This is a genomic window from Marivita lacus (genome assembly GCF_014637725.1).
GTDB lineage: Bacteria > Pseudomonadota > Alphaproteobacteria > Rhodobacterales > Rhodobacteraceae > Marivita > Marivita lacus.
Map to the genome: position 1 here is coordinate 928,671 of NZ_BMFC01000001.1, position 25,435 is coordinate 954,105.

Here is a 25,435-nt window from a genome sequence, read left to right on the forward strand (position 1 = left end):
CCTCCATGCTACATCTCGTGGCATGAACTCCCATGCCACCAATATCCGCGCCTCAATTCAACAACTTGAGGAAGGCGCCATCAACCGCATAGCCGCGGGCGAGGTGGTCGAACGCCCGGCCTCCGCGGTCAAGGAGCTGGTGGAAAACGCCATCGACGCGGGCGCGACTCGCATCGAGGTGGCCATCGCCGATGGCGGCAAGACCCTGATCCGCGTCACCGATGACGGGTGCGGCATCCCGCCCGAAGAGCTGCCGCTGGCGATTGCCCGTCACGCCACGTCCAAGATCGACGGGTCGGATTTGCTCAACATCCACAGCTTCGGGTTTCGTGGCGAAGCGCTGGCCTCGCTAGGGGCGGTCGGTCGCCTGACCCTGACCAGCCGGGCCGAAGGGTACGACGCCGCCGAACTGTCGGTCACTGGCGGCAAATCCGACCCGGTGAAACCGGCGGCCCTGTCGCGCGGCACCGTCGTCACTCTGCGCAACCTGTTCTACGCCACACCAGCACGGCTGAAATTCCTCCGATCCGACCGGGCAGAGATGCAGGCGATCTCGGATGTGCTCAAGCGTCTTGCCATGGCCGAACCCTCGGTCAGCTTTGCTCTGCGCGACGTGTCGGGGGGTGGCGAAGGCCGCGTGACCTTCCGTGCCGACGCGGTGACCGGCGATCTCTTCGACGCCCTTCGCGGTCGCTTGGGGCAGGTGATGGGCGCGGAGTTCATCGACAATGCCGTGCCCATAGATGCCGAACGCGAGGGCATTCACCTCACCGGGCTTGCCGGCTTGCCGACCTATTCGCGCGGTGCGGCGGTGGCGCAGTTCCTCTTCGTCAACGGCCGCCCGGTGCGCGACAAGCTCCTGATTGGCGCGCTGCGCGGGGCTTATGCCGATTTCCTCAGCCGCGACCGTCACCCGGCGGTGGCGCTGTTCATCGATTGCGACCCGCACAAGGTGGACGTGAACGTGCATCCGGCAAAATCCGAGGTTCGCTTCCGCGAACCGGGACTCGTGCGCGGGTTGGTCGTATCCGCCCTGCGCCATGCGCTGGCCGAGGCAGGGCACCGCGCGTCGACCACCGTGGCGGGTGCCACGCTGGGTGCCATGCGTCCCGAGGCGCCCCAGGGCCAACCCCGCATCTACCAGATGGACCGCCCGAGTTTCGCCGCGAAACAGACAGCCTATGCGATGCAGTCGCCCGGTTTCGCGGATATGGCGCAAAGCTATTCGGGTCGCGTGGTCGAGGTCGAAGAGAGCTCGCAAGAGGCCGATGAGATCCCCCGCCCCCATCTTCCGCTTGGCGCGGCGCGGGGGCAGGTGCACGAGAACTACATCATCGCGCAGACACAAGACGGCATCGTGATCGTCGATCAACACGCCGCACATGAACGTCTGGTCTACGAGAAACTCAAGACCCAGATGGCGCAGAACAGCGTACCCGCACAGGCGCTGCTGATCCCGGACGTGGTCGAGATGAGCGAAAGCGACAGCGCCCGCCTTTTGGACATCGCGGATGACCTGACCCGCATGGGCCTGACCATCGAGCCCTTCGGAAACGGTGCCGTTGTGGTCCGCGAGACCCCGGCAATTCTGGGTGAAGTCAACGCTGACGCCCTTCTGCGCGATATCCTCGACGAGTTGAACGACCAGGGCGAAGCCCGCGCCGTTCAGGACCGGATCGAGGCGATCCTGTCTCGTGTTGCCTGTCACGGGTCGATTCGCTCCGGTCGACAGATGCGCGCCGAGGAAATGAACGCGCTGCTGCGCGAAATGGAAGCGACGCCCTATTCCGGCCAGTGCAACCACGGCCGGCCCACCTATGTCGAACTGAAACTCAGCGACATCGAAAGACTGTTTGGCCGCACATGATCCAGATCGGTGATCTCATTCTTGACCTGAGCGATCCGGTCATCCTTCTGGCTTTGGCCTTGGGCGGGCTGGTGTTCCTTCTGCTTTTCATGTCGCTCATGTCCGCCCGTCGCGCTGCGAAACTCAGCGAACCCTTGGTGTACCAACTGGCGCAGGTGGGGCAGCGGGTTCAAAGCCTCAGCGACGGGCAGGAACGGTTGTCGGGTGGTCTGCACCATGTCAGCGAAGCACAGGCGCAAAGCCAGACCGCGATGCTGCAACTGATGGAGCGGCGGCTGGCGCAGGTGCAAAGCCAGATGAACGAGAACCTGCACGGCTCGGCCCGGCGCACGGCGCAATCGCTTGGTGACTTGCAGCAAAGACTCCAGAGCATCGACAAGGCGCAGGAGAACATCACCAAGCTGTCGGGCGATGTGCTGTCCTTGCAGGACATCCTGTCGAACAAGCAGACGCGCGGCGCATTCGGGGAAATCCAGTTGACGGATATCGTCGGCAAGGCGCTGCCCAAGGACAGCTATACGCTGCAAGCCACACTTTCGAACGGCAAGCGCGCGGATTGCCTGATCCACCTGCCGAACCCGCCGGGGCCGATTGCCATCGACAGCAAGTTCCCGCTCGAAGCCTACGAGCAGCTTCGCCGGGCCGACACGCAAGAGCAACTGACTCGCGCAGCACAGCAGCTTCGGCTTTCGCTGCGAAAGCACATCAAGGACATTTCCGAGAAATACATCATCGAAGGCGAGACCGCCGATGGCGCGCTGATGTTCCTGCCCTCCGAGGCGGTCTATGCCGAACTGCATGCGAACTTCCCCGAAGTGGTGCGCGACGGGTTTGCGGCGCGGGTCTGGATCGTGTCACCGACCACCTGCATGGCGACCCTGAACACGATGCGCGCGATCCTCAAGGATGCGCGGATGCAGGAACAGGCCGGGGCGATCCGCAAGGAACTGGGATTGCTTTACGCCGATGTGGACCGGCTGGGCAGCCGGGTGGAAAGCCTCGACCGGCATTTCGGACAGGCGGCCAAGGACATCGCGGACATCAAGATCAGCGCGGACAAGGCAGGACGCCGGGCGCGGCGGCTGGACAATTTCGATTTCGAGGAACTCGCCAAGGTCGATCCGACACCGGTGGTGCGACTGGCCAAGCCGCCGGGAGAATAGGTCAGAATACGCACCTTGGGCTCGGCCCGTTCTCGCCTCAAACCATCCCCCGTATGGTTTGTTCGCCAAAGGCGAAACCGGCTCGAACTGTTTCGCGCGCGAAACAATATGTCCGGTTCGGACCCTTTAACTTTTTGTTAACGTTTGGCTTTGTTGGGTCGTATGTTGCTGGTATCTCGAAGGAAGATTTCCTAAATTAATGACGAATTTATGGGAAATTCTCTCGTGGACCAAGACAAGCTTGATCAATTCGACAAGGCAATCCTGCGTATCCTGCAACGGGATGCAAGCCTGAGCGTGGAGGTCATCGCCGATCAGGTGGCGCTGTCGCGCAACGCCTGCTGGCGGCGGATCAAGATGATGGAACAGTCCGGCATCATCACCGGGCGGGTGGCGCTGGCTGATCCGGTCAAGCTGGGCTGTCCGCTCGAAGTGATGGTGATGATCCGCGCCGGGCGCCATGATGCGGATTGGTTGGAGAGTTTTCACAAGGCGGTGCGCACTATGCCCGAAGTGGTCGGCGCCTACCGGATGACCGGTGACCTGGATTACCTTCTGCGGGTGCGGGTGGCCGATGTTCCAGCCTATGACGCGTTTTACAAGCGCGTGATCGCGCGGATTCCGCTCTCGGATATCTCGGCCAGTTTCGTTATGGAGGAGATCAAGGAAACCACGGCTTTGCCCATCTGAAAGGCCGACCCGAGGGGGAGCGACCATGAGCCAGGACAGTCAGACCAATGCCGAAGCGGTCGAGGGGAATGCCGCTGCTGTGCAATGACGTCGCACCGCGCCGCATGGGGTTTCAACTTGCGGCAGAATTGGAACAGGACAGCTGAGCCGCGACACACTGCGCGCTTGGCATGGGTGACAGTGTCGGGCAAATCAGGTAGCGACTCAAAAACATATGCAAGGGATGTCTCAAATGGCTGAACACAAGCACGGTACAATGCAAACGACCGAACAGGAAAAGACCTTTGACGGGTTCATCCGCTGGTCTGTCAGGGTTGCGGTCTTCTCGATCGGGGTTCTGATTTTCCTCGCGATCTTCAATTCCTGAGATTTCAACAGAACTTGACCAGAGGCTGACATGACCTTGTTGTCGCGCATTTTCGCCGGACTGGCGATGTTGGCCTTGGTGGGGTGTGGCGCGGGCGCTGACATGCGCCCGGATGCGTCCCCCGAAGTGATCAGCAGCGCGTCGTATCGCCATGCCGGTCCGACGGCGCTCACGCTGTACACGATGATCAACAACCGCACCGGGGCGGGGGCGCATACCAGCCTGATGATCAATGGATCGCAGCGGGTGATCTTTGATCCAGCAGGCACGGTGCGGCTGAGCGCGGTGCCGGAGCGGGACGATGTGCTCTATGGCATCACGCCCAATGTCGCCGATTTCTATGCCAGCGCGCATGCGCGGGAGACATTTCACGTTGTGGTCCAGCGCATCGAGGTGTCGCCCGAGGTCGCGGAGCGTGCGCTGCAACTTGCCATCGCGAACGGCCCTGTCGCGTCGGCGCAATGTACTTTGAGCACGACGCGCATCCTGCGCCAGCTTCCGGGGTTCGACTCCATCGGATCGACCTGGTTTCCCAGAAGGCTGATGGAGGATTTCGAGAAACTGCCGGGGGTTCAGACCACGCGCATCTTCGAGGATGACGACGACGACAAGGCGCTTGCTGTCGCGCAGTTCGAACGGGCGCTAGCGACCCAGTGATCCGCGTCAGAGCAGCAGGCTGAGCGAGACCAGAACGGTCGCGCCCACGCCCATCGCGGCAAAGACGTTTTTCGTCAGATACCCGACGGCAAAGGTCGCTGCGGCAGCAGCAAGCCGCGTCGCGTCCGGCTCGCCCCCGGTTACGGTGGGCCAAAGGACCAGCGGCGCGACCAGCGCAGGGATCACTGCAACCGCCGTGTACCGCAGGTGCCGAAGCAGCCATTCGGGCATCGCGCGATCGCCCACGAGGCCAAGGAACGCGAAGCGAAGCCCGAAACTGCCCAGACCCAGCGCGATGATGACCGTCCAGAGCTCTGTCGTGTCGGTCATGGCTTGATCCCCAGCCGGGTTTCCGCTTGAGCGCCCGCAATCATGCCGCCCAGCCCCGCCACCAGAAGGCCCATGTTGAAGGGCAGCCATGCAAAGGCCAGCGCGAGGATCACCGACACCAGTGCGGCGATCCGGTGCGCGGGCGTGCGCAGCATCGGTCCGATCATCGCCAGAAACGCGATGGGCAGCGCGAAATCGAGGCCGAGGCTGGGGGGGATGCGTTCGCCCAGCACAGCGCCGATGAAGGTGAAGAGATACCAGGGCGGGCAGATCGGCGACATCACCCCGAGGAAATAGGCGAATTTCTCGGATGTCGTCTGATCCGGGTTGCGTTCGTAGTCGAGCACCGATTGGGCATAGGTCTGATCGACGAGGAAATACGCCGCGATCCCGCGTTTCCAAAGCGGTAGCGGCCCCAGATGCGGGGTGATCGACGCCGAATACATCGCCATCCGCAGGTTCACCGCCAGCGCAGATGCGATGACGACCAATGTAGGCGCGTTTTCGTTCAGCAATTGCAGCGCGGTGAACTGCGCGGCGCCTGCGATCACGACGATGGAAAACCCCATGGTTTCATGCACGGCCAGCCCGGCCTCGGTTGCCAAGACGCCGAAAAGCATGGCAAAGGGACCGACAACGGCCAGGAAGGGCAAGCCGTCCCGGACGCCCCGCCAGTAGCTTGACATTGCGGTGCCTGCCGCCATCACTGTGCCTCGTCTGCTGTGTTCGGACCGGACGTAGCCTTGGACGAGGGGAGATGCAATCAATGCCGGATGACGTGTTCAGGGACTACCTCATCGCGCCCGATCCCAGCGCGCCTCGGCTGACGCGGCGGGTGGTCGGCACCGATCACACCGGGGCGAAGACCGAGATCAGCGTGGTCGAGGAACGCCCCTTGACGATTTATCTGAACGCGCAGGAAATCGTCACCGCGATGACGATCGGTGATTATCCCGAATATCTTGCCGTTGGTTTTCTGCGCAATCAGGGCATGCTTCTGGCCGATGACGTGGTCACGCGGGTGGAGTATGACGACGACCTTGAGGTTGTCGTGGTGCGCACCGAACGGCAGACAAGCTATGAAGAGAAGGTCAAGAAAAAGACCCGCACCAGCGGTTGCGCCGTGGGCACTGTTTTTGGTGACATGATGGAAGGGTTGGACAAGGTGGTGCTGCCCGCGACAGAGCTGCGGACCTCGTGGCTTTATGCGCTGGCGCACAAGATCAACACGACGCCGTCGTTGTACCTTGAGGCGGGGGCCATTCACGGCACGGTGCTGTGTCAGGAGGATCGTCCGCTGGTCTACATGGAGGACGTGGGGCGCCACAATGCGGTAGACAAGATCGCGGGCTGGATGTTCCGCGAAGGCGTCGGGCCGAAGGACAAGATCCTCTACACCACCGGGCGGCTGACCTCGGAAATGGTGATCAAGACCGCGCTGATGGGCATTCCGGTTCTGGCCTCGCGATCCGGCTTTACCGCCTGGGGGGTCGAAATCGCGCGGCAGGTCGGACTGACCTGCATCGGGCGGATGCGTGGCAAGCGATTTGTGTGCCTTGCCGGAGAGGACCGCCTCGTGCGCGACATGGACCCGGACGACGTGCCCGAGGAAAGCCGAAAAAGCAGTCGGAAGAGCGCGGAATGAGTTTGCCTCTGGGTGTGATCCTCGCCGGCGGGTTGGCGACGCGCATGGGAGGTGGCGACAAGGCGTTGCTGCAGGTCGGTGGCAAGACGCTGTTGCAGCGGGTGATCGACCGTTTGCACCCGCAGGTGGGGGGCATGGCCTTGAATGCGAACGGCGATCCGGAGCGGTTCGGCGCGTTTGGGTTGCCGGTGCTGCCGGACAGCATCGCGGGATTCCCCGGTCCCTTGGCGGGAGTTTTGGCGGGTCTGGATTGGGCGGCGGATCAGGGGGCAGAGGCCATTGTGACCGTCGCCGCCGACACGCCGTTCTTTCCCGCCGATCTGGTGGAGGTGCTTCAACACAAGGCCCAAGGCATGACCCATCCGCTGGTGCTTGCCGCGACGCCAAAGGGCGAGGAACAGACAAAGTCCATGAGCCGCTCCGGACTGATCCGTCATCCCACATTCGGCCTCTGGCCTGTTGCTCTGCGCAATGATCTGCGCGCCGCCGTGCAGGACGGGATCAAGAAAGTGGTGATCTGGACCGAAAAACACCACGGGCGCGAGGCGGTGTTCGACACGCACAACGGAGACCCGTTCTTCAACGTGAACACCCCCGACGACCTGAAAACAGCAGAGGCACTTGCATGAGGATTTACGGCGTCACAGGCTGGAAGAACGCCGGAAAGACCGGGCTGATGGAGCGGCTGGTGACCGAGATCACGGAGCGCGGGATCACCGTGTCGACCGTCAAGCACGCGCATCATACCTTCGACGTGGATCACCCGGGCAAGGACAGCCACCGCCACCGCGTTGCGGGTGCGACCGAGGTGCTTCTGGCTTCGCGCAACCGGTTCGCGCTGATGCACGAATTGCGCAACGAAGAGGAACCGACGCTGGACACGCTGCTGACCAAGTTGATGCCGGTCGATCTGGTGCTGGTGGAAGGCTACAAGCGCGACCGCCATCCCAAGATCGAGGCGTTTCGCGCCGAAACTGGAAATGATTTGATTGCGCCCGGTGATCCGACCATCCGTGCCGTGGCCAGCGATACCGAGATTGATCTCGACCGGCCCGTTTTCGATTTGAACGACACCACCGCGATTGCCGATTTCATCCTGTCAGAGGTGGGGCTTTGAGAGGCTTCGACACAATTGCGATTGTCGACTGGTCGGCGGGCAAACGAGCGCCCGCGCGCCCGACAAAAGACGCGATCTGGATCGGGGTGACACGCAACGGCGAAGACCTTGCGCCAGTGTATTGCCGGTCGCGGATCGAGGCCGAAGTTTGGTTGAACGGGTTCATCGAGGCAGAGGCGGAGGCGGGACTGCGCGTCCTGATCGGGTTCGATTTTCCCTTTGGGTATCCGCGCGGCTTTGTCCGGCATGTCACGGGCTCGGATGATCCGCTGGCCTTCTGGGACTGGCTCGAGGCGCGGATCACCGACAGCGAGGCGGGCGAGAACAACCGCTTTGATGTGGCGTCCGAGATCAACTGCCTGTTCGACGGGCAGGGACCGTTCTGGGGCAAACCAAGCGAGACCGGCTGGCCCGATGTGCCGTATCGCAAGGCGGGGATAAGTTATGACATTTGCGCGGAACGGCGCGCCTGTGATCTGGCGGCGAAGGCGTCGTCTTCCTGTTTTCAACTCTTCTTTAACCCGACTGTGGGAAGCCAGGCCTTGATGGGGCTTCCCATGCTCGCCCGGTTGCGGCGGCGCGCGGGTGTGGCGGTCTGGCCCTTTCAGGACTGGTCTGACGCGCAGACCGTCCTTGTTGAGATTTGGCCGGGGTTGATTGAACAGGCAGTAAAGGAGGTACAGGGCACCGAGATCAGAGATGCCGCGCAGGTGCGGCTTTTGGCGCGAGCCTTGGCCGGGCTGTCGCCGGATGCGCTGCAGATGATGCTGAAGGATATCGGGCCGGAGGCCCGTGACGAGGCGTGGATACTGGGTGCGGGACACACTGACGAACTGATCGCGGCGGCGCGGGGCCCGGTCGCGCTGGAGCCGCCACCCCTGCGCAACGATTGTTTCGCTTTGCCTGCCGGAGTGGACTGGACGCCCGTTGATGACGCACTCGCTTTGCTGCGCGACCGGATGACCCCTGTGGTCGGTATTGAACGCGTACCGCTGATGCAGGGGGCGGGGCGGGTTCTGGCTGTGGATATCGTGGCGACACGATCGAACCCGCCGCATCCGAACACGGCGGTGGATGGTTACGGTTTTGCCGGTTCCGCGATAGGCGATGGGCCGCAGGTCTTGCCGCTGGTGGATGGCCGTGCGGCTGCGGGTGCGCCCTTTGCCGGCTCGGTGCCCGAAGGTCACGCGATCCGCGTTCTGACCGGGGCCGACCTGCCCAATGGCGTGGACACCGTGGTTCTGGATGAAGACGTTCGTGTCGGCGACGGGCAGGTCGCCTTTCACGGTCCGCTGAAGCGCGGAGCGAACACGCGCAAGGCCGGTGAGGATGTGACTGTCGGTGATGTCGCGATCGGCGCCGGAAGGGTTCTGACACCTGCGGATTTGGCGCTGGCGGCTGCGGTCGGGCACGGCACGCTGGAGGTGCGCAAGCGACTTCGCGTGGCGGTCCTGTCCACCGGGGACGAGATCGTGGAGCCCGGAAGCGATGCCGCGGAAGGGCAGATTTACGACGCAAACCGCCCCATGTTGCTGAGCCTCTGCGCAGGTTTTGGCTTCGAAATTGTCGATATGGGCCGTGCGCGAGATGACCGGGATGCCGTGCGCGGTGCACTCGACGACGCGGCGGCGCGGGCCGATGTGATTCTGACCTCGGGCGGCGCGTCTGCGGGCGACGAAGATCATATTTCGGCACTTTTGCGCGAGACCGGCGCGATGCAGGAATGGCGGATCGCGCTGAAACCGGGACGCCCATTGGCCCTGGCACTGTGGCAGGGCGTGCCGGTCTTTGGCCTGCCGGGCAACCCGGTGGCGGCGCTGGTCTGCACGCTGATCTTTGCACGACCCGCGATGGGCGCTCTGTCGGGTGCGGGGTGGTTCGAGCCGCAGGGATTTACGCTGCCCGCCGCGTTCGAGAAACGCAAGAAACCGGGGCGGCGCGAATATCTGCGCGCCCGCATCCGCAATGGTCAGGCGGAGGTGTTCAAATCCGAAGGGTCTGGCCGGATCAGCGGGCTGAGCTGGGCCGAAGGTCTGGTCGAATTGCCCGACGGTGCTGCGCATGTCCAACCGGGCGACCCGGTGCGCTACATCCCGTTTTCGTCTTTCTGATAGATGCCGCGTTGAGATTTTTCGTACGAAAAATCTAAGGTCCTTCCCAGTAAATACTGGGAAATCGTTAACAAATCTTCTTAATCGAACGTTCCCGTCACGCGACCGAGCAGCATGAACGCCCGCGCCGTGCGCGTGCTGGCCAGATCGGAAATCTCGGCGTCAGTCGCCGTGTTTTCGAACCGGGCAAAGCCCTTGTCGAACAGGCGCAGGAAATGGTGCGCCGCATCGCGAAAGATCGGGTCCTGCTTCATCCGTCCCGCAGTCAGCGCCAGCGACGAGCGGTCCCGCACCCCGCCGAGCGCCGCAATGGTGCGACCGCGTTCGCCCTTGGCAAAACGCCGCCACATCTCTGGCCGTGCCATGTCGGGTCGCAGGTCATCCATGTAGATGCCGTCCTGGCTCAGCAGGGTCAGCACGTCCTGAGCTGCCTGCACCAATTGCGCCGAAGGGCGATCCTTCAGCGCGCGGCGCAGGGCGGCGAAGCCTTCCTGATCGTCGGCGGTTTCAGGAAAATGCAGAGCGCGGATGAAATCGGGATTGGACAGGGGCGGATGCAGCGCCTCGGCCGGAGTGCCAAGGGCCAGCGTGGGTTGATCCCCGGTTTCGAGATCCGGCGCACCGGCCTGCACGGCAATCTGTGCGGCACGGGTCGAGGTGAACATCGCCAGCGTGGTCTCGGCCTTTTTCTGCAGGTCGGCGATTTCCTCGAGCTTCTTGACGATTGACGGGTGCGGCGGCTGATCGCGTCCGCCCGCCTGGCTCTGGGCAATGTAGGCGTGACGGATCGCGTCGATGGCGGTCTGCAGGCGGGCGCTTTCCTCGCGCATGATGCGGGACGACCGAGCGCCGACGGCGGCGACCCAGATCATGCCGACGGGAAAGAAAATCACCATCATCGTCAGCAGGAAGCGCAGGCCATCCGCTCCATCATTGCCGGAAAACAGGAAAAACGCGGCCGAAATGACCAGCCAGATCACGCTGAGCCCTGCGGCGGTCAGTTCGATCCCGCTCAGCCCGCGCGAGGCGTCGCCGGGCCGGGACTGGATCGCGCTGGGGATCGGGCGGGCGTCTTTTTGCTGTGTCATGGCGGGGTCCGACCCATCAGATGTATGCGATTTTCAGCACTTCATAGGATTTGTCACCGCCCGGCGTGCGTACTTCGACGCTGTCGCCCTCGTCCTTGCCGATCAGGGCGCGGGCGATGGGTGACTTTATGTTAAGCAAGCCTTTTTCAATATTGGCCTCATGTTCGCCCACGATCTGCCAGGTCTTTTCCTCGTCAGTGTCTTCGTCCACCAGCGTGACCGTGGCACCGAACTTGATCGGGCCGGACAGCCTGGTGGGGTCGATCACCTCGACAAGGCTCAGGACACCTTCGAGTTCCTTGATCCGACCCTCGATAAAGCCCTGCTTTTCTCGCGCGGAGTGATATTCCGCGTTTTCCTTCAGGTCGCCCAGTTCGCGCGCCTCGGCGATTGCCTGGATCACGGCGGGACGCTCGGAGGATTTGAGCGTTTTCAATTCGGCTTCCAGCGCGGCGTGTCCCGCGCGGGTCATCGGTAGCTTTTCCATGGGACGGTTCCCTCTTGGTCGGCAGAGTGAAAACTCTGGCGCCTGTTCACTTTGGCGCGGTCTAAACATGTCACTAGCGTTGGTGCAACAGTGCCCCGACCCGTTGGAGAAACGCAAGAGGCCTTGCATCTTCTCGGCAGGGGCTGGCGCATGAAAAGGCGGCAATTCCGGTGTCACTCGGGGTGTAACGCGGTGTCGCAATTGACCGGGGCAGGGCGGCGGGTTACGTCACCCTGCAGATTTTCGACAGGTGACTTTCAGGAAAGAGCCCGACATGAGCGAACACACGCGCGAAGCGATGGAATACGACGTTGTCATCGTCGGCGCAGGCCCTGCAGGCCTGTCCGCCGCGATCCGGTTGAAACAGTTGGACGCAGACCTGAACGTCGTGGTTCTTGAAAAGGGCTCCGAAGTCGGCGCGCATATCCTGTCGGGCGCGGTGCTTGATCCCTCCGGTCTCGATGCGCTGATCCCCGACTGGAAGCAAAAGGGTGCGCCCCTCAACGTGCCGGTGACCGAGGACCGGTTCTACCTGCTGGGCGAGGCGGGCAAGATCCGCATTCCCAACTGGCCGATGCCGCCGCTGATGAACAACCACGGCAATTATATCGTGTCGATGGGCAATGTCTGCCGCTGGATGGCCGAACAGGCCGAGGAACTGGGCGTCGAGGTTTTTCCGGGCATGTCCTGCTCCGAGATCGTCTATGGCGACAACGGCGAGGTCAAAGGCGTGGTCGCGGGCGAATTCGGCCGCCAATCCGATGGCACGCCCGGCCCGGGTTATGAGCCGGGGATGGAACTTTTAGGAAAATACGTGTTCCTGAGTGAAGGCGTGCGCGGAAATCTCGCCAAGGAAGTCATCGAGAAATTTGACCTCTCGAAAGGCAAGGAGCCGCAGAAATTCGGCCTTGGCATGAAGGAAATCTGGGAGATCGACCCCGAGAAGCACAAGGCCGGGTCTGTCACCCACACGATGGGCTGGCCGCTTGGCAGCAACGCGGGCGGTGGGTCGTTCATTTACCACCTCGACAACAACCAGGTCTATGTCGGCTTCGTTGTGCACCTGAACTACGAGAACCCGCACCTGTATCCCTACATGGAATTCCAGCGCTTCAAGCACCATCCGATGGTGGCCGAGCTGCTCAAGGGCGGCAAGCGCGTGGCCTATGGCGCGCGGGCGATTTCCGAAGGCGGATACCAGTCGATGCCCAAGATGGTCGCACCCGGAGTGGCGCTGCTGGGCTGTTCGGTCGGCATGGTCAACGTGCCGCGCATCAAGGGCAACCACAACGCGATGCTGTCGGGCAAGGCTGCGGCCGAAGCCGCCTATGCCGCCATTCAGGACGGGCGCGCATCGGACGAGCTGTCTGCGTATGAAACCGATGTGCGCGAGGGCGCAATCGGGGCTGACCTCAAGAAGGTGCGCAACGTCAAACCGCTCTGGTCGAAATACGGTCTGACCGCGTCGCTGACGCTGGGCGGGTTCGACATGTGGACCAACAGCATCGGATTCTCGCTCTTCGGCACCATCGGACATGGCAAGACGGATGCGGCCGCAACCGGCGAAGCGAAGAACTTCAAGCCGATCGACTACCCCAGGCCTGATGGCAAGCTGTCATTTGACCGTCTGACCAACGTGTCATTTTCCGCGACCAACCACGAGGAAAGCCAGCCGCCGCATCTCAAGTTGAAGGATCCGTCGATTCCCGTGGCGATCAACCTGCCGAAATATGGCGGGCCATCGGCGCGGTATTGCCCGGCGGGTGTCTATGAATTCATCAAGGATGAAAACGGCGATGACCAGTTCGTGATCAATTTCCAGAACTGCGTTCATTGCAAAACCTGCGATATCAAGGACCCGAGCCAGAATATCAACTGGACGGTGCCGCAGGGCGGGGACGGTCCGAACTACCCCAATATGTAAAGCGTCAAGGCCGGGCCAGTGCCCGGCCTTTTGCGTTGGTTGCGTGCGGTCAAGCGGCGCGCTACGCTTTGCGAAATTCACCTTTTCAAGGAGAAGAAAATGGCGCAGTCGAGCATGAAGCGGCTTTTGGGATCGGCAGCGCTGGCGCTTTGCCTCCTGTCACCGGGCGGTGCGATCGCGAGCAGCCTGTCGGGCAATTACCTTGCCGGGCGGCAAGCCAGCTTTGACGGCGACATTCAGGCTGCAGCGACCTATTACGGGCAGGCGGTCATGCGTGATCCGCAGAACCCGTCGATCCTCGAACGCGCGGCTCTTGCCGAGATTTCGCTGGGCGACGTGGACCGCGCTGCTGCCCTTGCGACCAAGCTGGTGAATGACGGGCATCGCAGTCAGGTTGCGCATATGGCGATTGTCGCACAGCTGGCGGCAGCCGAGGAATACGATGACCTGATTGCCCGGATCGACGATGACCGTGGCGTTGGCCCGCTGGTCGACGGCCTGCTGACCGCATGGTCGCAACTTGGCGTGGGTGACATGTCGGCGGCGCTTGTGCAGTTCGATGAACTGGCCACGGAGCAGGGTCTGCGCAACTTTGCGCTCTATCACAAGGCACTCGCGCTGGCGTCGGTGGGCGATTTCGAAGGCGCTGCCGGAATTCTCGAAGATGCGGGAACAGGCGGGATGCAACTGACCCGACGGGGCGTGATGGCCCATGCCGTGGTCCTGAGCCAGCTGAACCGTAATGCCGATGCGCTGACCCTGATCGAGACCGCTTTCGGCAGCGATCTCGATCCCGGCCTGACCCAGATGCGCGATGCGCTCACGGCGGGCGAGGCGATCCCCTTTACCCATATCCGCGGCCCGCGCGATGGTCTGGCCGAGGTGTTCTACACACTTGCCGCAGCGCTGGCGAGCGAGGCCAACGACGAGTTCACGCTGCTCTACACCCGCATCGCGGAACATTTGCGCCCCGGTCACATCGACGCGATTCTGCTGACGGCCAGCCTTCTGGACGAGATGGGCCAGTCCGATCTGGCGGTCAAAGCCTATGCCCAAGTGCCGCAGGACGATCCGGCCTTCCACGCCGCCGAACTTGGCCGTGCCGCCGCGTTGCGCGACAGCGACAAGGTGGATGCCGCCGTCGAGGTGCTGCAACGTCTGGCCACGACCCATGGCGACCAGCCCATCGTGCATTCGACGCTGGGCGACACGATGCGCCAGCTGGAACGCTACCAAGAGGCGATCGACGCTTACACGCAGGCGCTCGGCCTGTTCGAGGTAGAGACGCAGCGCCAGTGGTTCCTGCATTATGCGCGCGCCATCAGCTATGAACGGCTTGACCGCTGGGACGAGGCGGAGGCTGATTTCCGCGCGGCTTTGGAGCTGAACCCGGAGCAGCCGCAGGTGTTGAACTACCTAGGCTACTCGCTGGTCGAAAAGCAGATGAAGCTGGACGAGGCGCTCGACATGATCGAACGCGCCGCCGCGGCCCGCCCCGACAGTGGCTACATCATCGACAGCCTTGGCTGGGTTCTGTACCGGCTTGGCCGCTATGACGAGGCGGTGGGTCACATGGAACGCGCCGCCGAACTCATGCCGGTCGATCCCATCGTGAATGACCATCTGGGTGACGTCTATTGGGCAGTCGGCCGCAAGACCGAGGCGCGGTTCCAATGGCGTCGGGCGCTGTCCTTTGCGGTCTATGGCACGACCGCCGAAGATGTGAATGCCGACCGCATCCGCGCCAAGCTGGAGGTTGGTCTGGATCAGGTGCTGGCCGAGGAAGGCGCACCGCCGTTGCAAGTGGCAAATGACAGCAGCGACTGAATTCGCACCGGCCAAGATCAACCTGGCCCTGCATGTCATCGGCCAGCAGGCAGACGGCTATCACCTGCTGGATTCGCTCGTGGTTTTTGCGGATGTGGGGGATTCTCTGTCGATCACTGCGGCAGACAGCATGTCCCTGACGGTCGATGGCCCCTTCGCCAAGGGTGTTCCAGAGGACGCGCGAAACCTTGTCTGGAAAGCGGTCGAGCAGTCTGGCACCACGGCGCGGATCACCTTGACCAAGAACCTGCCCCATGGGGCGGGGATCGGCGGTGGATCGTCCGATGCCGCAGCTGCCTTGCGCGCGGTCACCCGCCCCGATCTGGCTTTGGGCCTCGGGGCTGATGTGCCTGTGTGCCTGAACTCCCGTCCGCAGCGGATGCAGGGGATCGGCGATGTCCTGAGCGATGTGCCGGACTGCCCGTCCTTCTGGATGGTGCTGGTCAACCCCAAGGCGCATGTGCCGACGGTGGATGTGTTCAAGGCGCTGGCGACCAAGGTCAATCCCGCGATGGAGCCGTTTCCGTCGGAGGGTGACTGGCTGGCTTGGCTGGCCGCGCAGCGCAACGATCTGCAGCGCGCTGCGATGCACTATGCCCCGGTGATCGCCGAGGCGCTTGGCGCGCTGGACGATGCACTGCTGACGCGGATGTCCGGGTCAGGATCGACCTGTTTCGGGATTTATCCGGATCGCGACGCCGCTCATGCTGCCGAGGCGCGCATAGCGAACGCACACACCGATTGGTGGATCGTTGCAACCCGAACACGTGGCGCAGACCCTAGTTGACCCGTGCCACCACGTAATCGGCCAGATCGTCCAGCATGCCGCGGATCGGATGTTCGGGGAGGGTGGCCAATGCGGCGCGTGCCTTGGCGATCCAGTCGTTCGCCTCGGCCCGTGTCGCCTCGAGCGTGCCGTGCTTGTTCAAAAGCCCGATCGCGTGCTCGAGATCGCCGTCTTCCTGACGGCCCTTCTCGATCGTGCGCTTCCAGAACGCGCGTTCCTCGTCGTCACCCTTGGCCACCGCCTTGATCACCGGCAGGGTCAGCTTGCGCTCGCGGAAATCGTCGCCCACGTTCTTGCCCGTGGCGTCCGAACCCCAGTAATCCAGCAGGTCATCAACGATCTGGAACGCGATCCCCAGAGCATCTCCATAGTCGAAAAGCGCCTTGATCTTGGCCTCGTCCATGTCGGCAATCACGCCGCCCACCTCGGTCGCCGCCGAAAACAGAGCTGCTGTCTTGCCGCGCACCACTTGCAGGTAGATGTCTTCGGTCGTGCGCAGATCCTGCGCGGCTGTCATCTGCAACACTTCGCCCTCGGCAATCGTCGCCGCCGCGTCGGACAGGATGCGCAGCACGCGAATGTTGTTGGTCTCGGTCATCAACTGGAACGACCGCGCGAACAGATAATCGCCGACCAGCACGCTCGACTTGTTGTCCCAGAGCAGGTTCGCCGTCGGCCGCCCGCGCCGCTTTTCGCTTTCATCGACCACATCGTCATGCAGCAGCGTCGCGGTGTGGATGAATTCGACCGTCGCGGCCAGCTTGACGTGGTTGTCACCCTCGTAGCCACACATCCGCGCTGCCGCCAGCGTCAGCATCGGGCGCAACCGCTTGCCTCCCGCTTCGACCAGATGCGCGGTCACCTCGGGGATGCGCGGTGCGTGTTTCGACGCCATCCGCGTGTGGATCAGCGCGTTCACCTCTACCATGTCTTCCGACAGGATTTCTGCCAGCCGGTCATGCGGTTTTTGACTTGGTTTATCCAACATCATCACCATTCCTTCAGGAAGGCTCGACAAATCGGGCCGGGTGTTCCTACATCATCGTCATGGAAGAGCTTTTGCGCACCAATGACATCACATTGATACCGCTCGCCCGAGCCGTGCTTGAGGACGAGGGTATAGACAGCTTTGAATTGGACGTAAACATGAGCGTCCTCGAAGGCTCGATCGGAATTCTGCCGCGCCGTCTGATGGTGCGCAGCGATGAACTTGACGATGCAAGACGTGTTCTGCGCGAATACGGTGTCAAGTTTGAGGGCTGAGCCGTTTGCAGCAGAGGACCTGACCCGCAATGATTTCCTGGGCGGGGCAGTGCGGTTGTGGCAACCGAAAGACGGCTACCGCGCCGGGGTCGATCCCGTTCTGCTGGCCGCTTCGATCCCCGCACAGCCCGGACAAACCGTGCTCGAACTGGGTTGTGGAGGTGGGGCCGCGCTGGCCTGTCTGGCAACGCGGGTGCGCGGCGTCACCTGCGCCGGGGTCGAGAAACAGCCCGCCTATGCCGATCTCGCGCAGCGCAACCTTGATGACAACGGCCTGACGGGTGTGGTGCATTGCGCTGATCTTGCGGCCTTGCCCGAGGCCGTCAAATCGCAGCGCTTTGACCATGTGATCGCGAATCCCCCATATTTCGAGGACTTCCGAGCCGTAGCCCCCCGGTCGCAGGATCGCGCAGTGTCGCGTTCCGGGGCACTGCCGTTGGAGACATGGGTCAGCGTTGCGTCCAGGCGGCTCAAGCCCGGAGGCGTGGCCACCTTCATTCAGCGCGCCGATCGGTTACCTGAATTGATGAGCGCATTTTTCGCTTGTCTGGGCGCGCTGGAATTGTGGCCGATCCACCCGCGCAGTGCGCGACCGGCGCGCCTTGTCCTGTTGCGGGGGCGAAAGGAACGGCGCGCGGCGTTCATCGCTCATCCGCCACTTGTGCTGCACTGCGGCGAAACCCACGAAAAGGATGGTGATTCGTACACCGAAACGGTGTCAAAGGTCCTCAGGACGCCCAAGCCGTTGCCGTTTCCCGAGCGAATGCCTCAGGTTAACCGGCCTGCCCGGCGATAATTTACCAACCGTGCGGCTGCAGCGTGACAGAATTGTAAAACTGTGGTCGACTGAAGATCCAAGCAGTCACAGGAGGACTTCATGAGCTTGACTTCACATCTACAGGAACTGAAGCGAAAGCACAAAACCCTGTCTGAAGAGGTCGAACAGGCCCAACGCGCGCCAGGTATCGATGACCTGACCGTTGCTTCGATGAAAAAGCAGAAACTCCGTCTCAAGGAAGAGATTGAACGCCTCTCCTGATCAACATTGGCCCGGGTCTCCCCCCGGGCTTTTTCATGTCCGGAAATCCTGAACAGCAGTCACTTCGGATTGCACCAATTCATGCCCGCCCGGATGCCAGTGCTCGGTCACTTCGGCATTTTGCGCGCGCAGATAATCCAACAGCGATTGCGTCAAGGGCGCCGGGCAGATCGGATCGCGTTCTCCGGCCGTGATAAGCCAGCGTGTCTGCGCCAATCCCGGTTGCGGTGCTGGTGTCCACGGAATCAACGGATGCATTGCGATCACATCGGTGAAGAGGTCCGGCTGGTCAAAGGCTATCGCCGCCGCGATGTTCGCGCCGTTGGAATAGCCAAGGGCGAACACGCGCGTCGCGCCGGTGGCGGTGATTCGTGACCGGATTAAACCGGCCATTGCGTCACGACGCTTGGCCAGATCTTCCATGTCATACACGCCTTCGCCGGTGCGCCGGAAATAGCGTGCCATGCCATGTTCCGACACGTCCCCGCGCGGCGACACGACATGTGCGCCCGGCCAAAGCTGTTCGGCCAGTCCGTGAAACTGATGTTCGTCACCGCCAGTGCCGTGAAATGTAAACACCAAGGGCGCGCCCGGCACGCCCTTGGTTTCGCGCAGGATGTAGTCAGTCAACGATCGGCTCCAGGTATTTTTCCTCAAGCACCTTGCGGAGGTGTTCATGCTGCGACGGCAGCTTGAGCGCTTCGCCAAGATGCGCCGTGTCCTCGTCCCGGTCAAAGCCGGGCTCGTTGGTCGCCACTTCGAACAGAACGCCACCCGGCGTGCGGAAATAGATCGCGTAGAAGTAATCGCGGTCGATCACAGGCGTGACCTGATACCCCGTGTCCATCAGCGCGCGGCGCACCTCGAGCTGTTTTTCGCGGTTGTCCACGGAAAAGGCGATGTGGTGCACCGACCCCGCGCCTTGATCCGCGCCAGTTCCACTGACCTCGGTGATGTCGATCACGTTCGCCTCATTGCCGCCGGGTACTTGAAAGCGGGTGACATTGTCCTGCTGGTCCAGTTTTTCATAGCCCATGAAGCGCAGCAGTTCCGCACTGGCAGCAACATCGCGCAGGCGCATGTCGGCGCTGTGAAAGCCCCTGATCGCGGCGTCGGCGGGAACGCCGTTTTCGGTCCAGGGCGCGCGGGTATCACCGTCGGTTTCCACAAGGACAAAGCCGTCGCCATCCGGCCCGTCAAAGCGCAGGCGGTTTTCGCCGAATGTGGTCTCGGCCTTGAGATTCTTCACGTCGAACGTCGCAAGCCGGTCCTGCCAGTAGGGCAGGCTGCCCTTGGGCACGGCAAACCCGGTGATCCCGACCTCACCCGTGCCGGGCCGACCCCGACGCGCGTTCGGAAAGGGGAAATAGGTCATGACAGTGCCGGGCGTGCCCGCCTCGTCGCCATAATAAAGGTGATACACTTCGGGAGCGTCGAAATTGACGGTCTTCTTGATGCGGCGCAGCCCAAGCGTCTTGGTGAAGAAATCGTTGTTCGATTGTGCACCGCTGGCGATCGAGGTTACATGGTGCAGTCCGTTGATCTGGTTGATCATGTCGGGTCTCCCAAAATACATATTGTCCGTTTCGACAATTCATTTAGCTGCAAATCAGCGCACATAAATCCCCGTCAGCGCGCCGTTTTTGTGCAAATCCGCACTTAACTGTCGCGAGAGGCCATCGCTGCGATCCCCGCGCCGAAACTGATCAGCACCGCCGCCACGAGTAATTGCCACGAGACCTGCGCAATGCCTGCCGCGATCAGAACCAGCGTCGACAAGAGCGGCGCGGCATAGCTTGCCACGCCCAGCAGTTGGATATCGCCGCGTTTCACGCCGATGTCCCAGACGTAAAAGGCAAGCCCGACCGGCCCGAGCCCCAATGCAAGAACCGACAGCCACGCGATGTTGCTGTCCGGCCAGACCGTGGTTTCGAACGCCAGATGCGCTGGCACCGACAGGATCGCCGTTGCGATGCAATACACGGTCACCACTTCGGTCGGTGTGTCGTCCATTCGGCGCGACAGTACCGAATAGCTGCTCCAGGTCAGCGCGCAGAACGCGGCAAGGATCAGGCCGGGTGTGGCTGCCGATTCGAGGCTCAATCCGCCGCGCGACACGATCAAAGCCGCACCGCCAAAGGACACCAGTGCGCCCACGATATGGCCCGTCCGCAGGCGTTCGCCGGGCAACAGTCCGGAAAACAGCACGATGAGCAGTGGCCAGAGATAAGCGATCAGCCCCGCCTCGGCCGGAGGGGCCAACCGCAGCGCCGAATAGTAAAGCGCGTGATAGCCAAACAGCCCCGCCGTCCCGAAGGCGTAGATCGTCCACGGCACCGGGCGCAGCACCGAAACGCGCCCGCGCGCCAGCACCCAGATCACGCCGATGATGCTGGCGATGGTAAAGGTCATCGCGTTGAGCAGGAATGGCGGGACAGGCTCCGACCCCGCCGTGAACAGCGCGAGCAGCGCCCAAAGCAGGACGGCGACAAATCCGATGCTGGTGGCGGTGTTGCGGGTCATATCCCCCGCTAATCCGGGTCACCGCAAAAGAAAAGACCCGCCGAACGGGCGGGCCTTCGATGTGCAAGGAATTGCGGCTCAGACGAAGAACTGCGCCCCGTTGGCCGAGATGGTCGAGCCATTGATAAAGCCCGATTGCTCGGACGCCAGAAACACCACGCAGCGCGCGATCTCTTCGGGTTCGCCCAAGCGGCCCGCCGGAATACCGGCGACGATCTTGCCGCGCACCTCTTCGGGGATCGCCATGACCATTTCCGTCGCAATGTAGCCGGGGCAGATCGCGTTTGCGGTGATGCCCGCGCGCGCGCCTTCCTGCGCCAGTGACTTGACGATGCCAAGATCGCCCGCCTTGGTCGCGGCATAGTTCACCTGGCCGAACTGGCCTTTCTGACCGTTGATCGACGAAATCACGATCACGCGGCCGAACTTGCGCTCGCGCATGCCGGGCCAGACAGGGTGCACGGTGTTGAACACGCCGGTGAGGTTGGTGTCGATCACCTCTTTCCAGGCCTCGGGGGTCATCTTGTGGAACGGTGCGTCGCGGGTGATTCCCGCGTTGGCGACCACCACGTCGATCGGGCCCAGATCGGCCTCGACCTGTTCGATCCCGGCCTTGGACGCGTCGTAATCGGCCACGTTCCACTTGTAGGTCTTGATGCCGGTCGCTTCGGTGAAGGCAGCCGCCTTCTCATCGTTGCCGGCATAGGTTGCGGCCACTTCATAGCCTTCGGCCTTGAGCGCTTTGGAAATGGCTTCGCCGATGCCGCGGCTGCCGCCGGTGACGAGTGCTACACGTGCCATGGGGATTCTCCTCTCGGGTGGTCTGTTCAAGTAAGGTTGTTATATTTTTGCTTTTCCGTGCGCAATATTGTTGCGTGACAAAAGAGCGAAAATCTTTTTGGGCCGGATATGAAAAGGGGCGCACTCAGGCGCCCCCGATATGCCTGCGATCCGATCGGAATCAGCCCCGCTCCACGCAGAGCGCGACACCCATGCCGCCGCCGATGCAGAGCGTGGCAAGGCCCTTCTTGGCATCGCGGCGCTGCATTTCGAACAGCAGCGTATTCAGAACGCGTGCGCCCGAAGCACCGATCGGGTGGCCGATGGCAATTGCGCCGCCGTTCACGTTCACGATCTCCGGATCCCAGCCCATGTCCTTGTTCACGGCACAGGCCTGTGCGGCGAAGGCTTCGTTGGCTTCGACAAGGTCGAGATCACCGACCGACCAGCCCGCCTTCTCAAGCGCCTTGCGTGACGCGTGGATCGGACCGACGCCCATGATCGCGGGGTCCAGACCAGCGGTCGCGTAGGACGCGATGCGGGCCATCGGCGTGATGCCGCGCTTGGATGCGTTTTCTTCGCTCATCAGCAGAACACCCGCCGCCCCGTCATTCAGACCGGAGGCGTTGGCGGCCGTGACTGACCCGTCCTTGGCGAAGGCGGGGCGCAGTTTCTGCATGCTTTCAAGCGTCGCGCCGTGACGGATGTATTCGTCCTTGTCGACCACGATGTCGCCCTTGCGGGTCTTGATGGTAAAGGCGATCACTTCGTCATCGAACTTGCCCGCCTTTTGCGCCGCTTCGGCCTTGTTCTGGCTGGCCAGTGCAAAGGCGTCCTGCATTTCGCGGCTGATCTGCCACTTTTCCGCAACGTTCTCGGCGGTCTGACCCATGTGGTAGCCGTTGAACGCATCCCACAAACCGTCACGGATCATCGTGTCGATATATTGCATGTCACCCATCTTGTGACCCTGCCGCAGGTTTGCGGCATGGGGCGACATCGACATGTTTTCCTGACCACCGGCGCAGATGATCTCGGCATCGCCCAGCATGATGTGCTGTGCGCCAAGGGCGACGGCGCGGAGGCCCGAGCCACAGACCTGGTTGATGCCCCATGCCGCGCTTTCCTGCGGCAGACCGGCATTGATATGCGCCTGGCGCGCCGGGTTCTGGCCCTGAGCCGCGGTCAGGACCTGTCCGAGGATCGTTTCCGAAACGGCTTCCTTTTCGATGCCCGCGCGTTCGACCAGCGCGTTCAGAACGGCTGTGCCCAGATCATGTGCGGGCGTGTTTGCGAAAGAGCCGCCGAACGAGCCAACGGCCGTCCGTGCGGCGGATGCGATAACGACGTTGGTCATATGTCCCTCCACCAAAGTCATGGTCCAAGTGTGATTCCGCAGGGATTATCGCGCAAAAGCGCTTGCGGCCCCAGACCCATTCCGGCGGTGTCGTAACGTAATGGTAGACATTCGCATACCGGACAGGGTGTCTCAGGGTCTTTGCGCATGGCGGGATTGACGTTACGGCATGGCGGCGGGGCCATTGGGTCAATGGACCACGCGTGTCGGGGTGATTGGCCGCCAAGGTGGATCGACGCTGGGCGCGCCGAAATAGTAGCCCTGAAGGAAATCGACCCCAAGATCACCCAGCATATGCGCGTCGGGTGCGGATTCGACAAATTCGGCCACGGTGAACATGTCGAATTGCTGCGCAATAGCGAGGATCGCGCGGGTCAGGACCTGGTTGTCGGGGTCTGTCGCGATGCCCCGAATGAACTGCCCGTCGATCTTGAGGATATCGAACTGGAATTCCCGCAAATATCTGAGCGCCGTATAGCCTGCGCCGAAATCATCCAGCGCAAAGCTGATGCCTTGCCGTTGCAGGTCGCGCATCGCCTGCACCACCAATTCCGGCACCAGCATTGCCGACGCTTCGGTGATTTCGAGGATCAGCCGTTGCGCGACGGACGGATCGCGCGAGGTGCCGCGTTCAAGCACCTTGCGCCATTTCGGATAGCCGATGGACCGCGCCGACAGGTTGATCGCAAGACGGATTCCCGGATTCTGCGCCAGAACCCGCAATCCGTGTTCCAGCGCAAGGCAGTCCAGAATCCGTCCGCTTTCCCGTTCTTCGATGCTTTCGATGAACTGCCCGGCGGGAATGATGCGCCCGGTGGGATCGGTGACGCGGATCAGACCTTCGTAGAAGGCGACCTGTGTTTGGTGTTGCGCCTGCACCACGGGTTGAAAGGCCAGCCGGACCTCCCGGTGATTCACGGCGTCTTCGACGATCCGCAGGATGTCCTGATCGCGTTTCTGCGCAGCCGTATCCAGCGGTGATGGTCCAAGTGTCTTGCGTAAGGCCCGGTACGGCATGGAATCCCCTCTTGCTCTCTGGGGGCAGTGTCCGTCAAAGCCATTAAGCAAGGCTTAAGGCGCTTGGGGCCTCGCCTTGCCGCATTTCGTTTGTTGACTCTGTCGGACACCGCCGTATAAGCGCGGCTTCGTTGGTGTTGGTGGCCCCCGCAAGGGGATGCCTGTCATGGGTCTCAAGCCCAAGAGGACAACGCCCTTCATAGTCGTCCGTCAGGACGTTGTTCCAAGAAGGAGATCAGCCGTGACAAAACGCACGTCTGCCAAGTACAAACTCGACCGCCGGATGGGTGAAAACATCTGGGGACGTCCGAAATCCCCCGTCAACCGTCGCGAATACGGCCCTGGTCAACACGGTCAGCGCCGCAAGGGCAAGATGTCCGACTTCGGTCTGCAGCTGCGCGCCAAGCAGAAGCTCAAGGGTTATTACGGCGACCTGACGGAAAAGCAGTTCCGCCGCATCTATGCCGAGGCAGAGCGTCTGCGCGGCGACACTGGCGAACAGCTGATCGGTCTGCTCGAGCGCCGTCTGGACGCGGTCGTCTACCGCGCCAAGTTCGTGGCGACGATCTTTGCCGCCCGCCAGTTCGTCAACCACGGCCACGTTCTGGTCAACGGTCAGCGCGTCAACATCCCGTCCTACCGGGTCAAGGAAGGCGACATCATCGAGGTCCGCGAAAAGTCGCGTCAGATCGCCGTCGTTCTCGAAGCGGTGCAACTGTCCGAGCGCGACGTCCCCGATTACATCGATGCCGACCACTCCAAGATGACCGCGACCTTCGTGCGCACTCCGGGGCTCAGCGATGTGCCCTACCCGGTGCTGATGGAACCGAACCTGGTTATCGAATACTACGCTCAGAACTGATCCGGGCCTCGGCGTGTGGGGTCACCCGTACGCCGCGACCGTACGATCCGTCTGGTTCAAAGCCGTCCCATCGGGGCGGCTTTTTCGTGTTGGGATGCCGTCAAAAGAAAAAGGCCGCGCGATCCGCGCAGCCTTTTTTCCCGATCAGGTATGTGAAACGACTGATCACAACCAGAACACATCCCGAAAGACGTGCCGCACGATATCTTCGCGCTTGATGCCACGGGCTGCAAGCGCCTCGTCGGACATCGCCTGAAACCGCTCGACTTCGCTGATCCGCGAATTTGCTTCCGTGACTTGCTCCAGGCTGCGAACCAGGCCGGAGAACAGACTGGACAGGATCCCGGGCTTATGGTCGTGGTATGATTGTGTGAGTGCCATGATATGCCTCTGCATTGCTCAAAAATTGTACATCATCATCTAAGTCGTTGAAAACGCGCTGAGTAGCTCTGGTTTGGAATACCCGCCACGCTCTGAATGCATGACGCCGCAGTGCAGCATCGGACAAAAAGCATCCTGCAAAAATTTTACCAG

At 62.1% G+C, this 25,435-nt stretch carries 28 protein-coding genes; 16 read left to right on the top strand and 12 right to left on the bottom strand.

The annotated features are described in order from the left end of the window. The first annotated feature begins 22 nt into the window (after positions 1–22). The 5 genes from mutL to IEV82_RS04455 all read left to right on the top strand — a co-directional run bounded on the left by mutL (position 23) and on the right by IEV82_RS04455 (position 4,744). Entirely contained in the window at positions 23–1,867 is a 1,845-nt protein-coding gene (mutL, locus tag IEV82_RS04435; RefSeq protein ID WP_188480721.1) for a DNA mismatch repair endonuclease MutL, read from the top strand. After that, a complete protein-coding gene (locus tag IEV82_RS04440) occupies positions 1,864–3,030 on the top strand; it encodes a DNA recombination protein RmuC (protein WP_188480722.1) in 1,167 nt (388 codons plus the stop codon). The genes mutL and IEV82_RS04440 overlap by 4 nt, the downstream gene beginning before the upstream one ends. A 225-nt stretch (positions 3,031–3,255) precedes the next feature. Beyond that, on the top strand, positions 3,256–3,720 hold the full coding sequence (locus IEV82_RS04445; RefSeq protein ID WP_229747660.1) for an Lrp/AsnC family transcriptional regulator: 465 nt from the start codon (positions 3,256–3,258) through the stop codon (positions 3,718–3,720). A gap of 232 nt (positions 3,721–3,952) precedes the next feature. Next, the gene (locus tag IEV82_RS04450; protein ID WP_188480724.1) at positions 3,953–4,087 is read left to right on the top strand and encodes an aa3-type cytochrome c oxidase subunit IV; all 135 of its coding nucleotides are present in this window, start codon (positions 3,953–3,955) and stop codon (positions 4,085–4,087) included. 30 nt (positions 4,088–4,117) lie between these two features. Then, on the top strand, positions 4,118–4,744 hold the full coding sequence (locus IEV82_RS04455; RefSeq protein WP_229747661.1) for a hypothetical protein: 627 nt from the start codon (positions 4,118–4,120) through the stop codon (positions 4,742–4,744). Positions 4,745–4,750: 6 nt separating this feature from the next. Here the strand turns inward: IEV82_RS04455 and IEV82_RS04460 are convergent, their stop codons facing one another. Beyond that, positions 4,751–5,074 carry an AzlD domain-containing protein gene (locus IEV82_RS04460; protein ID WP_188480725.1) on the bottom strand — a complete coding sequence of 108 codons (324 nt, stop codon included), beginning with the start codon at positions 5,072–5,074 and terminating at the stop codon, positions 4,751–4,753. Further along, complete coding sequence (locus tag IEV82_RS04465) at positions 5,071–5,778, bottom strand: AzlC family ABC transporter permease (protein ID WP_188480726.1); 708 nt, start codon at positions 5,776–5,778, stop codon at positions 5,071–5,073. The genes IEV82_RS04460 and IEV82_RS04465 overlap by 4 nt, the downstream gene beginning before the upstream one ends. A gap of 62 nt (positions 5,779–5,840) precedes the next feature. Between IEV82_RS04465 and IEV82_RS04470 the strand changes: the two genes are divergently transcribed. The 4 genes from IEV82_RS04470 to IEV82_RS04485 are packed head-to-tail and all read left to right on the top strand — an operon-like array spanning position 5,841 to position 9,947. Next, positions 5,841–6,719, top strand: a complete 879-nt coding sequence (locus IEV82_RS04470; protein ID WP_373285167.1) for a formate dehydrogenase accessory sulfurtransferase FdhD — start codon at positions 5,841–5,843, stop codon at positions 6,717–6,719. Further along, positions 6,716–7,348, top strand: coding sequence for a molybdenum cofactor guanylyltransferase MobA (mobA, locus tag IEV82_RS04475; RefSeq protein ID WP_188480728.1), 633 nt, complete (start codon positions 6,716–6,718; stop codon positions 7,346–7,348). Before IEV82_RS04470 ends, mobA begins: the two co-directional genes overlap by 4 nt. Beyond that, complete coding sequence (mobB, locus tag IEV82_RS04480; RefSeq protein ID WP_188480729.1) at positions 7,345–7,836, top strand: molybdopterin-guanine dinucleotide biosynthesis protein B; 492 nt, start codon at positions 7,345–7,347, stop codon at positions 7,834–7,836. The genes mobA and mobB overlap by 4 nt, the downstream gene beginning before the upstream one ends. Continuing rightward, on the top strand, positions 7,833–9,947 hold the full coding sequence (locus IEV82_RS04485; RefSeq protein ID WP_188480730.1) for a molybdopterin-binding protein: 2,115 nt from the start codon (positions 7,833–7,835) through the stop codon (positions 9,945–9,947). The genes mobB and IEV82_RS04485 overlap by 4 nt, the downstream gene beginning before the upstream one ends. A gap of 80 nt (positions 9,948–10,027) precedes the next feature. On the opposite strand, the gene IEV82_RS04490 is transcribed toward IEV82_RS04485, so the two are convergent. Together IEV82_RS04490 and greA are read right to left on the bottom strand one after the other, a co-directional pair. Beyond that, positions 10,028–11,035 carry a hypothetical protein gene (locus IEV82_RS04490; protein WP_188480731.1) on the bottom strand — a complete coding sequence of 336 codons (1,008 nt, stop codon included), beginning with the start codon at positions 11,033–11,035 and terminating at the stop codon, positions 10,028–10,030. Between the two features lie 16 nt (positions 11,036–11,051). Then, entirely contained in the window at positions 11,052–11,522 is a 471-nt protein-coding gene (gene greA, locus IEV82_RS04495; RefSeq protein ID WP_188480732.1) for a transcription elongation factor GreA, read from the bottom strand. Between the two features lie 274 nt (positions 11,523–11,796). Here greA and IEV82_RS04500 point away from each other — a divergent pair, with 274 nt between their 5' ends. The 3 genes from IEV82_RS04500 (at position 11,797) to IEV82_RS04510 (ending at position 16,060) form a co-directional block, all read left to right on the top strand. Next, on the top strand, positions 11,797–13,446 hold the full coding sequence (locus IEV82_RS04500; protein ID WP_188480733.1) for an electron transfer flavoprotein-ubiquinone oxidoreductase: 1,650 nt from the start codon (positions 11,797–11,799) through the stop codon (positions 13,444–13,446). Between the two features lie 99 nt (positions 13,447–13,545). Beyond that, a complete protein-coding gene (locus IEV82_RS04505) occupies positions 13,546–15,273 on the top strand; it encodes a tetratricopeptide repeat protein (protein ID WP_188480734.1) in 1,728 nt (575 codons plus the stop codon). After that, positions 15,257–16,060 carry a 4-(cytidine 5'-diphospho)-2-C-methyl-D-erythritol kinase gene (locus tag IEV82_RS04510; protein ID WP_188480735.1) on the top strand — a complete coding sequence of 268 codons (804 nt, stop codon included), beginning with the start codon at positions 15,257–15,259 and terminating at the stop codon, positions 16,058–16,060. The genes IEV82_RS04505 and IEV82_RS04510 overlap by 17 nt, the downstream gene beginning before the upstream one ends. On the opposite strand, the gene IEV82_RS04515 is transcribed toward IEV82_RS04510, so the two are convergent. Further along, positions 16,053–17,051 (bottom strand): polyprenyl synthetase family protein, encoded by a 999-nt coding sequence (locus IEV82_RS04515; protein WP_373285169.1) that lies wholly within the window; start codon positions 17,049–17,051, stop codon positions 16,053–16,055. The genes IEV82_RS04510 and IEV82_RS04515 overlap by 8 nt on opposite strands. Before the next feature lie 56 nt (positions 17,052–17,107). On the opposite strand from IEV82_RS04515, the gene IEV82_RS04520 reads away from it, so the two are divergent. The 3 genes from IEV82_RS04520 (at position 17,108) to IEV82_RS04530 (ending at position 18,362) form a co-directional block, all read left to right on the top strand. Beyond that, entirely contained in the window at positions 17,108–17,323 is a 216-nt protein-coding gene (locus IEV82_RS04520; RefSeq protein ID WP_188480737.1) for a putative signal transducing protein, read from the top strand. Next, entirely contained in the window at positions 17,304–18,119 is an 816-nt protein-coding gene (locus tag IEV82_RS04525; RefSeq protein WP_373285172.1) for a tRNA1(Val) (adenine(37)-N6)-methyltransferase, read from the top strand. The genes IEV82_RS04520 and IEV82_RS04525 overlap by 20 nt, the downstream gene beginning before the upstream one ends. An 81-nt stretch (positions 18,120–18,200) precedes the next feature. After that, positions 18,201–18,362 carry a YdcH family protein gene (locus tag IEV82_RS04530; protein WP_188480738.1) on the top strand — a complete coding sequence of 54 codons (162 nt, stop codon included), beginning with the start codon at positions 18,201–18,203 and terminating at the stop codon, positions 18,360–18,362. A gap of 33 nt (positions 18,363–18,395) precedes the next feature. Here IEV82_RS04530 and IEV82_RS04535 read toward each other — a convergent pair whose 3' ends face one another. The 6 genes from IEV82_RS04535 to IEV82_RS04560 all read right to left on the bottom strand — a co-directional run bounded on the left by IEV82_RS04535 (position 18,396) and on the right by IEV82_RS04560 (position 24,039). After that, positions 18,396–18,992 (bottom strand): alpha/beta hydrolase, encoded by a 597-nt coding sequence (locus IEV82_RS04535; protein WP_229747663.1) that lies wholly within the window; start codon positions 18,990–18,992, stop codon positions 18,396–18,398. Beyond that, a complete protein-coding gene (locus IEV82_RS04540; RefSeq protein ID WP_188480740.1) occupies positions 18,985–19,917 on the bottom strand; it encodes a VOC family protein in 933 nt (310 codons plus the stop codon). Before IEV82_RS04540 ends, IEV82_RS04535 begins: the two co-directional genes overlap by 8 nt. Before the next feature lie 104 nt (positions 19,918–20,021). After that, positions 20,022–20,885, bottom strand: a complete 864-nt coding sequence (gene yddG, locus IEV82_RS04545) for an aromatic amino acid exporter YddG (protein ID WP_188480741.1) — start codon at positions 20,883–20,885, stop codon at positions 20,022–20,024. A 78-nt stretch (positions 20,886–20,963) separates the two neighbouring features. Continuing rightward, positions 20,964–21,686 carry an acetoacetyl-CoA reductase gene (gene phbB / locus IEV82_RS04550; RefSeq protein ID WP_188480742.1) on the bottom strand — a complete coding sequence of 241 codons (723 nt, stop codon included), beginning with the start codon at positions 21,684–21,686 and terminating at the stop codon, positions 20,964–20,966. A 160-nt stretch (positions 21,687–21,846) separates the two neighbouring features. After that, positions 21,847–23,022 (bottom strand): acetyl-CoA C-acetyltransferase, encoded by a 1,176-nt coding sequence (locus IEV82_RS04555; RefSeq protein ID WP_188480743.1) that lies wholly within the window; start codon positions 23,020–23,022, stop codon positions 21,847–21,849. A 189-nt stretch (positions 23,023–23,211) separates the two neighbouring features. After that, positions 23,212–24,039 carry an EAL domain-containing protein gene (locus IEV82_RS04560; RefSeq protein ID WP_188480744.1) on the bottom strand — a complete coding sequence of 276 codons (828 nt, stop codon included), beginning with the start codon at positions 24,037–24,039 and terminating at the stop codon, positions 23,212–23,214. Between the two features lie 241 nt (positions 24,040–24,280). On the opposite strand from IEV82_RS04560, the gene rpsD reads away from it, so the two are divergent. Next, positions 24,281–24,901 (top strand): 30S ribosomal protein S4, encoded by a 621-nt coding sequence (rpsD, locus tag IEV82_RS04565; protein WP_188480745.1) that lies wholly within the window; start codon positions 24,281–24,283, stop codon positions 24,899–24,901. Positions 24,902–25,066: 165 nt separating this feature from the next. Here the strand turns inward: rpsD and IEV82_RS04570 are convergent, their stop codons facing one another. Continuing rightward, on the bottom strand, positions 25,067–25,282 hold the full coding sequence (locus IEV82_RS04570) for a DUF1127 domain-containing protein (protein WP_188480746.1): 216 nt from the start codon (positions 25,280–25,282) through the stop codon (positions 25,067–25,069). Positions 25,283–25,435 lie beyond the last annotated feature (153 nt).

Coding starts and splice junctions, on each gene's coding strand:
- IEV82_RS04460 (WP_188480725.1), bottom strand. CDS start 5,074: ATGACCGACACGACAGAGCTCTGGACGGTCATCATCGCGCTGGGTCTG.
- IEV82_RS04530 (WP_188480738.1), top strand. CDS start 18,201: ATGAGCTTGACTTCACATCTACAGGAACTGAAGCGAAAGCACAAAACC.
- IEV82_RS04470 (WP_373285167.1), top strand. CDS start 5,841: ATGCCGGATGACGTGTTCAGGGACTACCTCATCGCGCCCGATCCCAGC.
- IEV82_RS04465 (WP_188480726.1), bottom strand. CDS start 5,778: ATGGCGGCAGGCACCGCAATGTCAAGCTACTGGCGGGGCGTCCGGGAC.
- greA (WP_188480732.1), bottom strand. CDS start 11,522: ATGGAAAAGCTACCGATGACCCGCGCGGGACACGCCGCGCTGGAAGCC.
- IEV82_RS04450 (WP_188480724.1), top strand. CDS start 3,953: ATGGCTGAACACAAGCACGGTACAATGCAAACGACCGAACAGGAAAAG.
- phbB (WP_188480742.1), bottom strand. CDS start 21,686: ATGGCACGTGTAGCACTCGTCACCGGCGGCAGCCGCGGCATCGGCGAA.
- IEV82_RS04555 (WP_188480743.1), bottom strand. CDS start 23,022: ATGACCAACGTCGTTATCGCATCCGCCGCACGGACGGCCGTTGGCTCG.
- yddG (WP_188480741.1), bottom strand. CDS start 20,885: ATGACCCGCAACACCGCCACCAGCATCGGATTTGTCGCCGTCCTGCTT.
- IEV82_RS04520 (WP_188480737.1), top strand. CDS start 17,108: ATGGAAGAGCTTTTGCGCACCAATGACATCACATTGATACCGCTCGCC.
- IEV82_RS04500 (WP_188480733.1), top strand. CDS start 11,797: ATGAGCGAACACACGCGCGAAGCGATGGAATACGACGTTGTCATCGTC.
- IEV82_RS04455 (WP_229747661.1), top strand. CDS start 4,118: ATGACCTTGTTGTCGCGCATTTTCGCCGGACTGGCGATGTTGGCCTTG.
- IEV82_RS04515 (WP_373285169.1), bottom strand. CDS start 17,051: ATGATGTTGGATAAACCAAGTCAAAAACCGCATGACCGGCTGGCAGAA.
- mobA (WP_188480728.1), top strand. CDS start 6,716: ATGAGTTTGCCTCTGGGTGTGATCCTCGCCGGCGGGTTGGCGACGCGC.
- IEV82_RS04440 (WP_188480722.1), top strand. CDS start 1,864: ATGATCCAGATCGGTGATCTCATTCTTGACCTGAGCGATCCGGTCATC.
- IEV82_RS04490 (WP_188480731.1), bottom strand. CDS start 11,035: ATGACACAGCAAAAAGACGCCCGCCCGATCCCCAGCGCGATCCAGTCC.
- IEV82_RS04540 (WP_188480740.1), bottom strand. CDS start 19,917: ATGATCAACCAGATCAACGGACTGCACCATGTAACCTCGATCGCCAGC.
- IEV82_RS04510 (WP_188480735.1), top strand. CDS start 15,257: ATGACAGCAGCGACTGAATTCGCACCGGCCAAGATCAACCTGGCCCTG.
- IEV82_RS04570 (WP_188480746.1), bottom strand. CDS start 25,282: ATGGCACTCACACAATCATACCACGACCATAAGCCCGGGATCCTGTCC.
- mutL (WP_188480721.1), top strand. CDS start 23: ATGAACTCCCATGCCACCAATATCCGCGCCTCAATTCAACAACTTGAG.
- mobB (WP_188480729.1), top strand. CDS start 7,345: ATGAGGATTTACGGCGTCACAGGCTGGAAGAACGCCGGAAAGACCGGG.
- IEV82_RS04560 (WP_188480744.1), bottom strand. CDS start 24,039: ATGCCGTACCGGGCCTTACGCAAGACACTTGGACCATCACCGCTGGAT.
- IEV82_RS04505 (WP_188480734.1), top strand. CDS start 13,546: ATGGCGCAGTCGAGCATGAAGCGGCTTTTGGGATCGGCAGCGCTGGCG.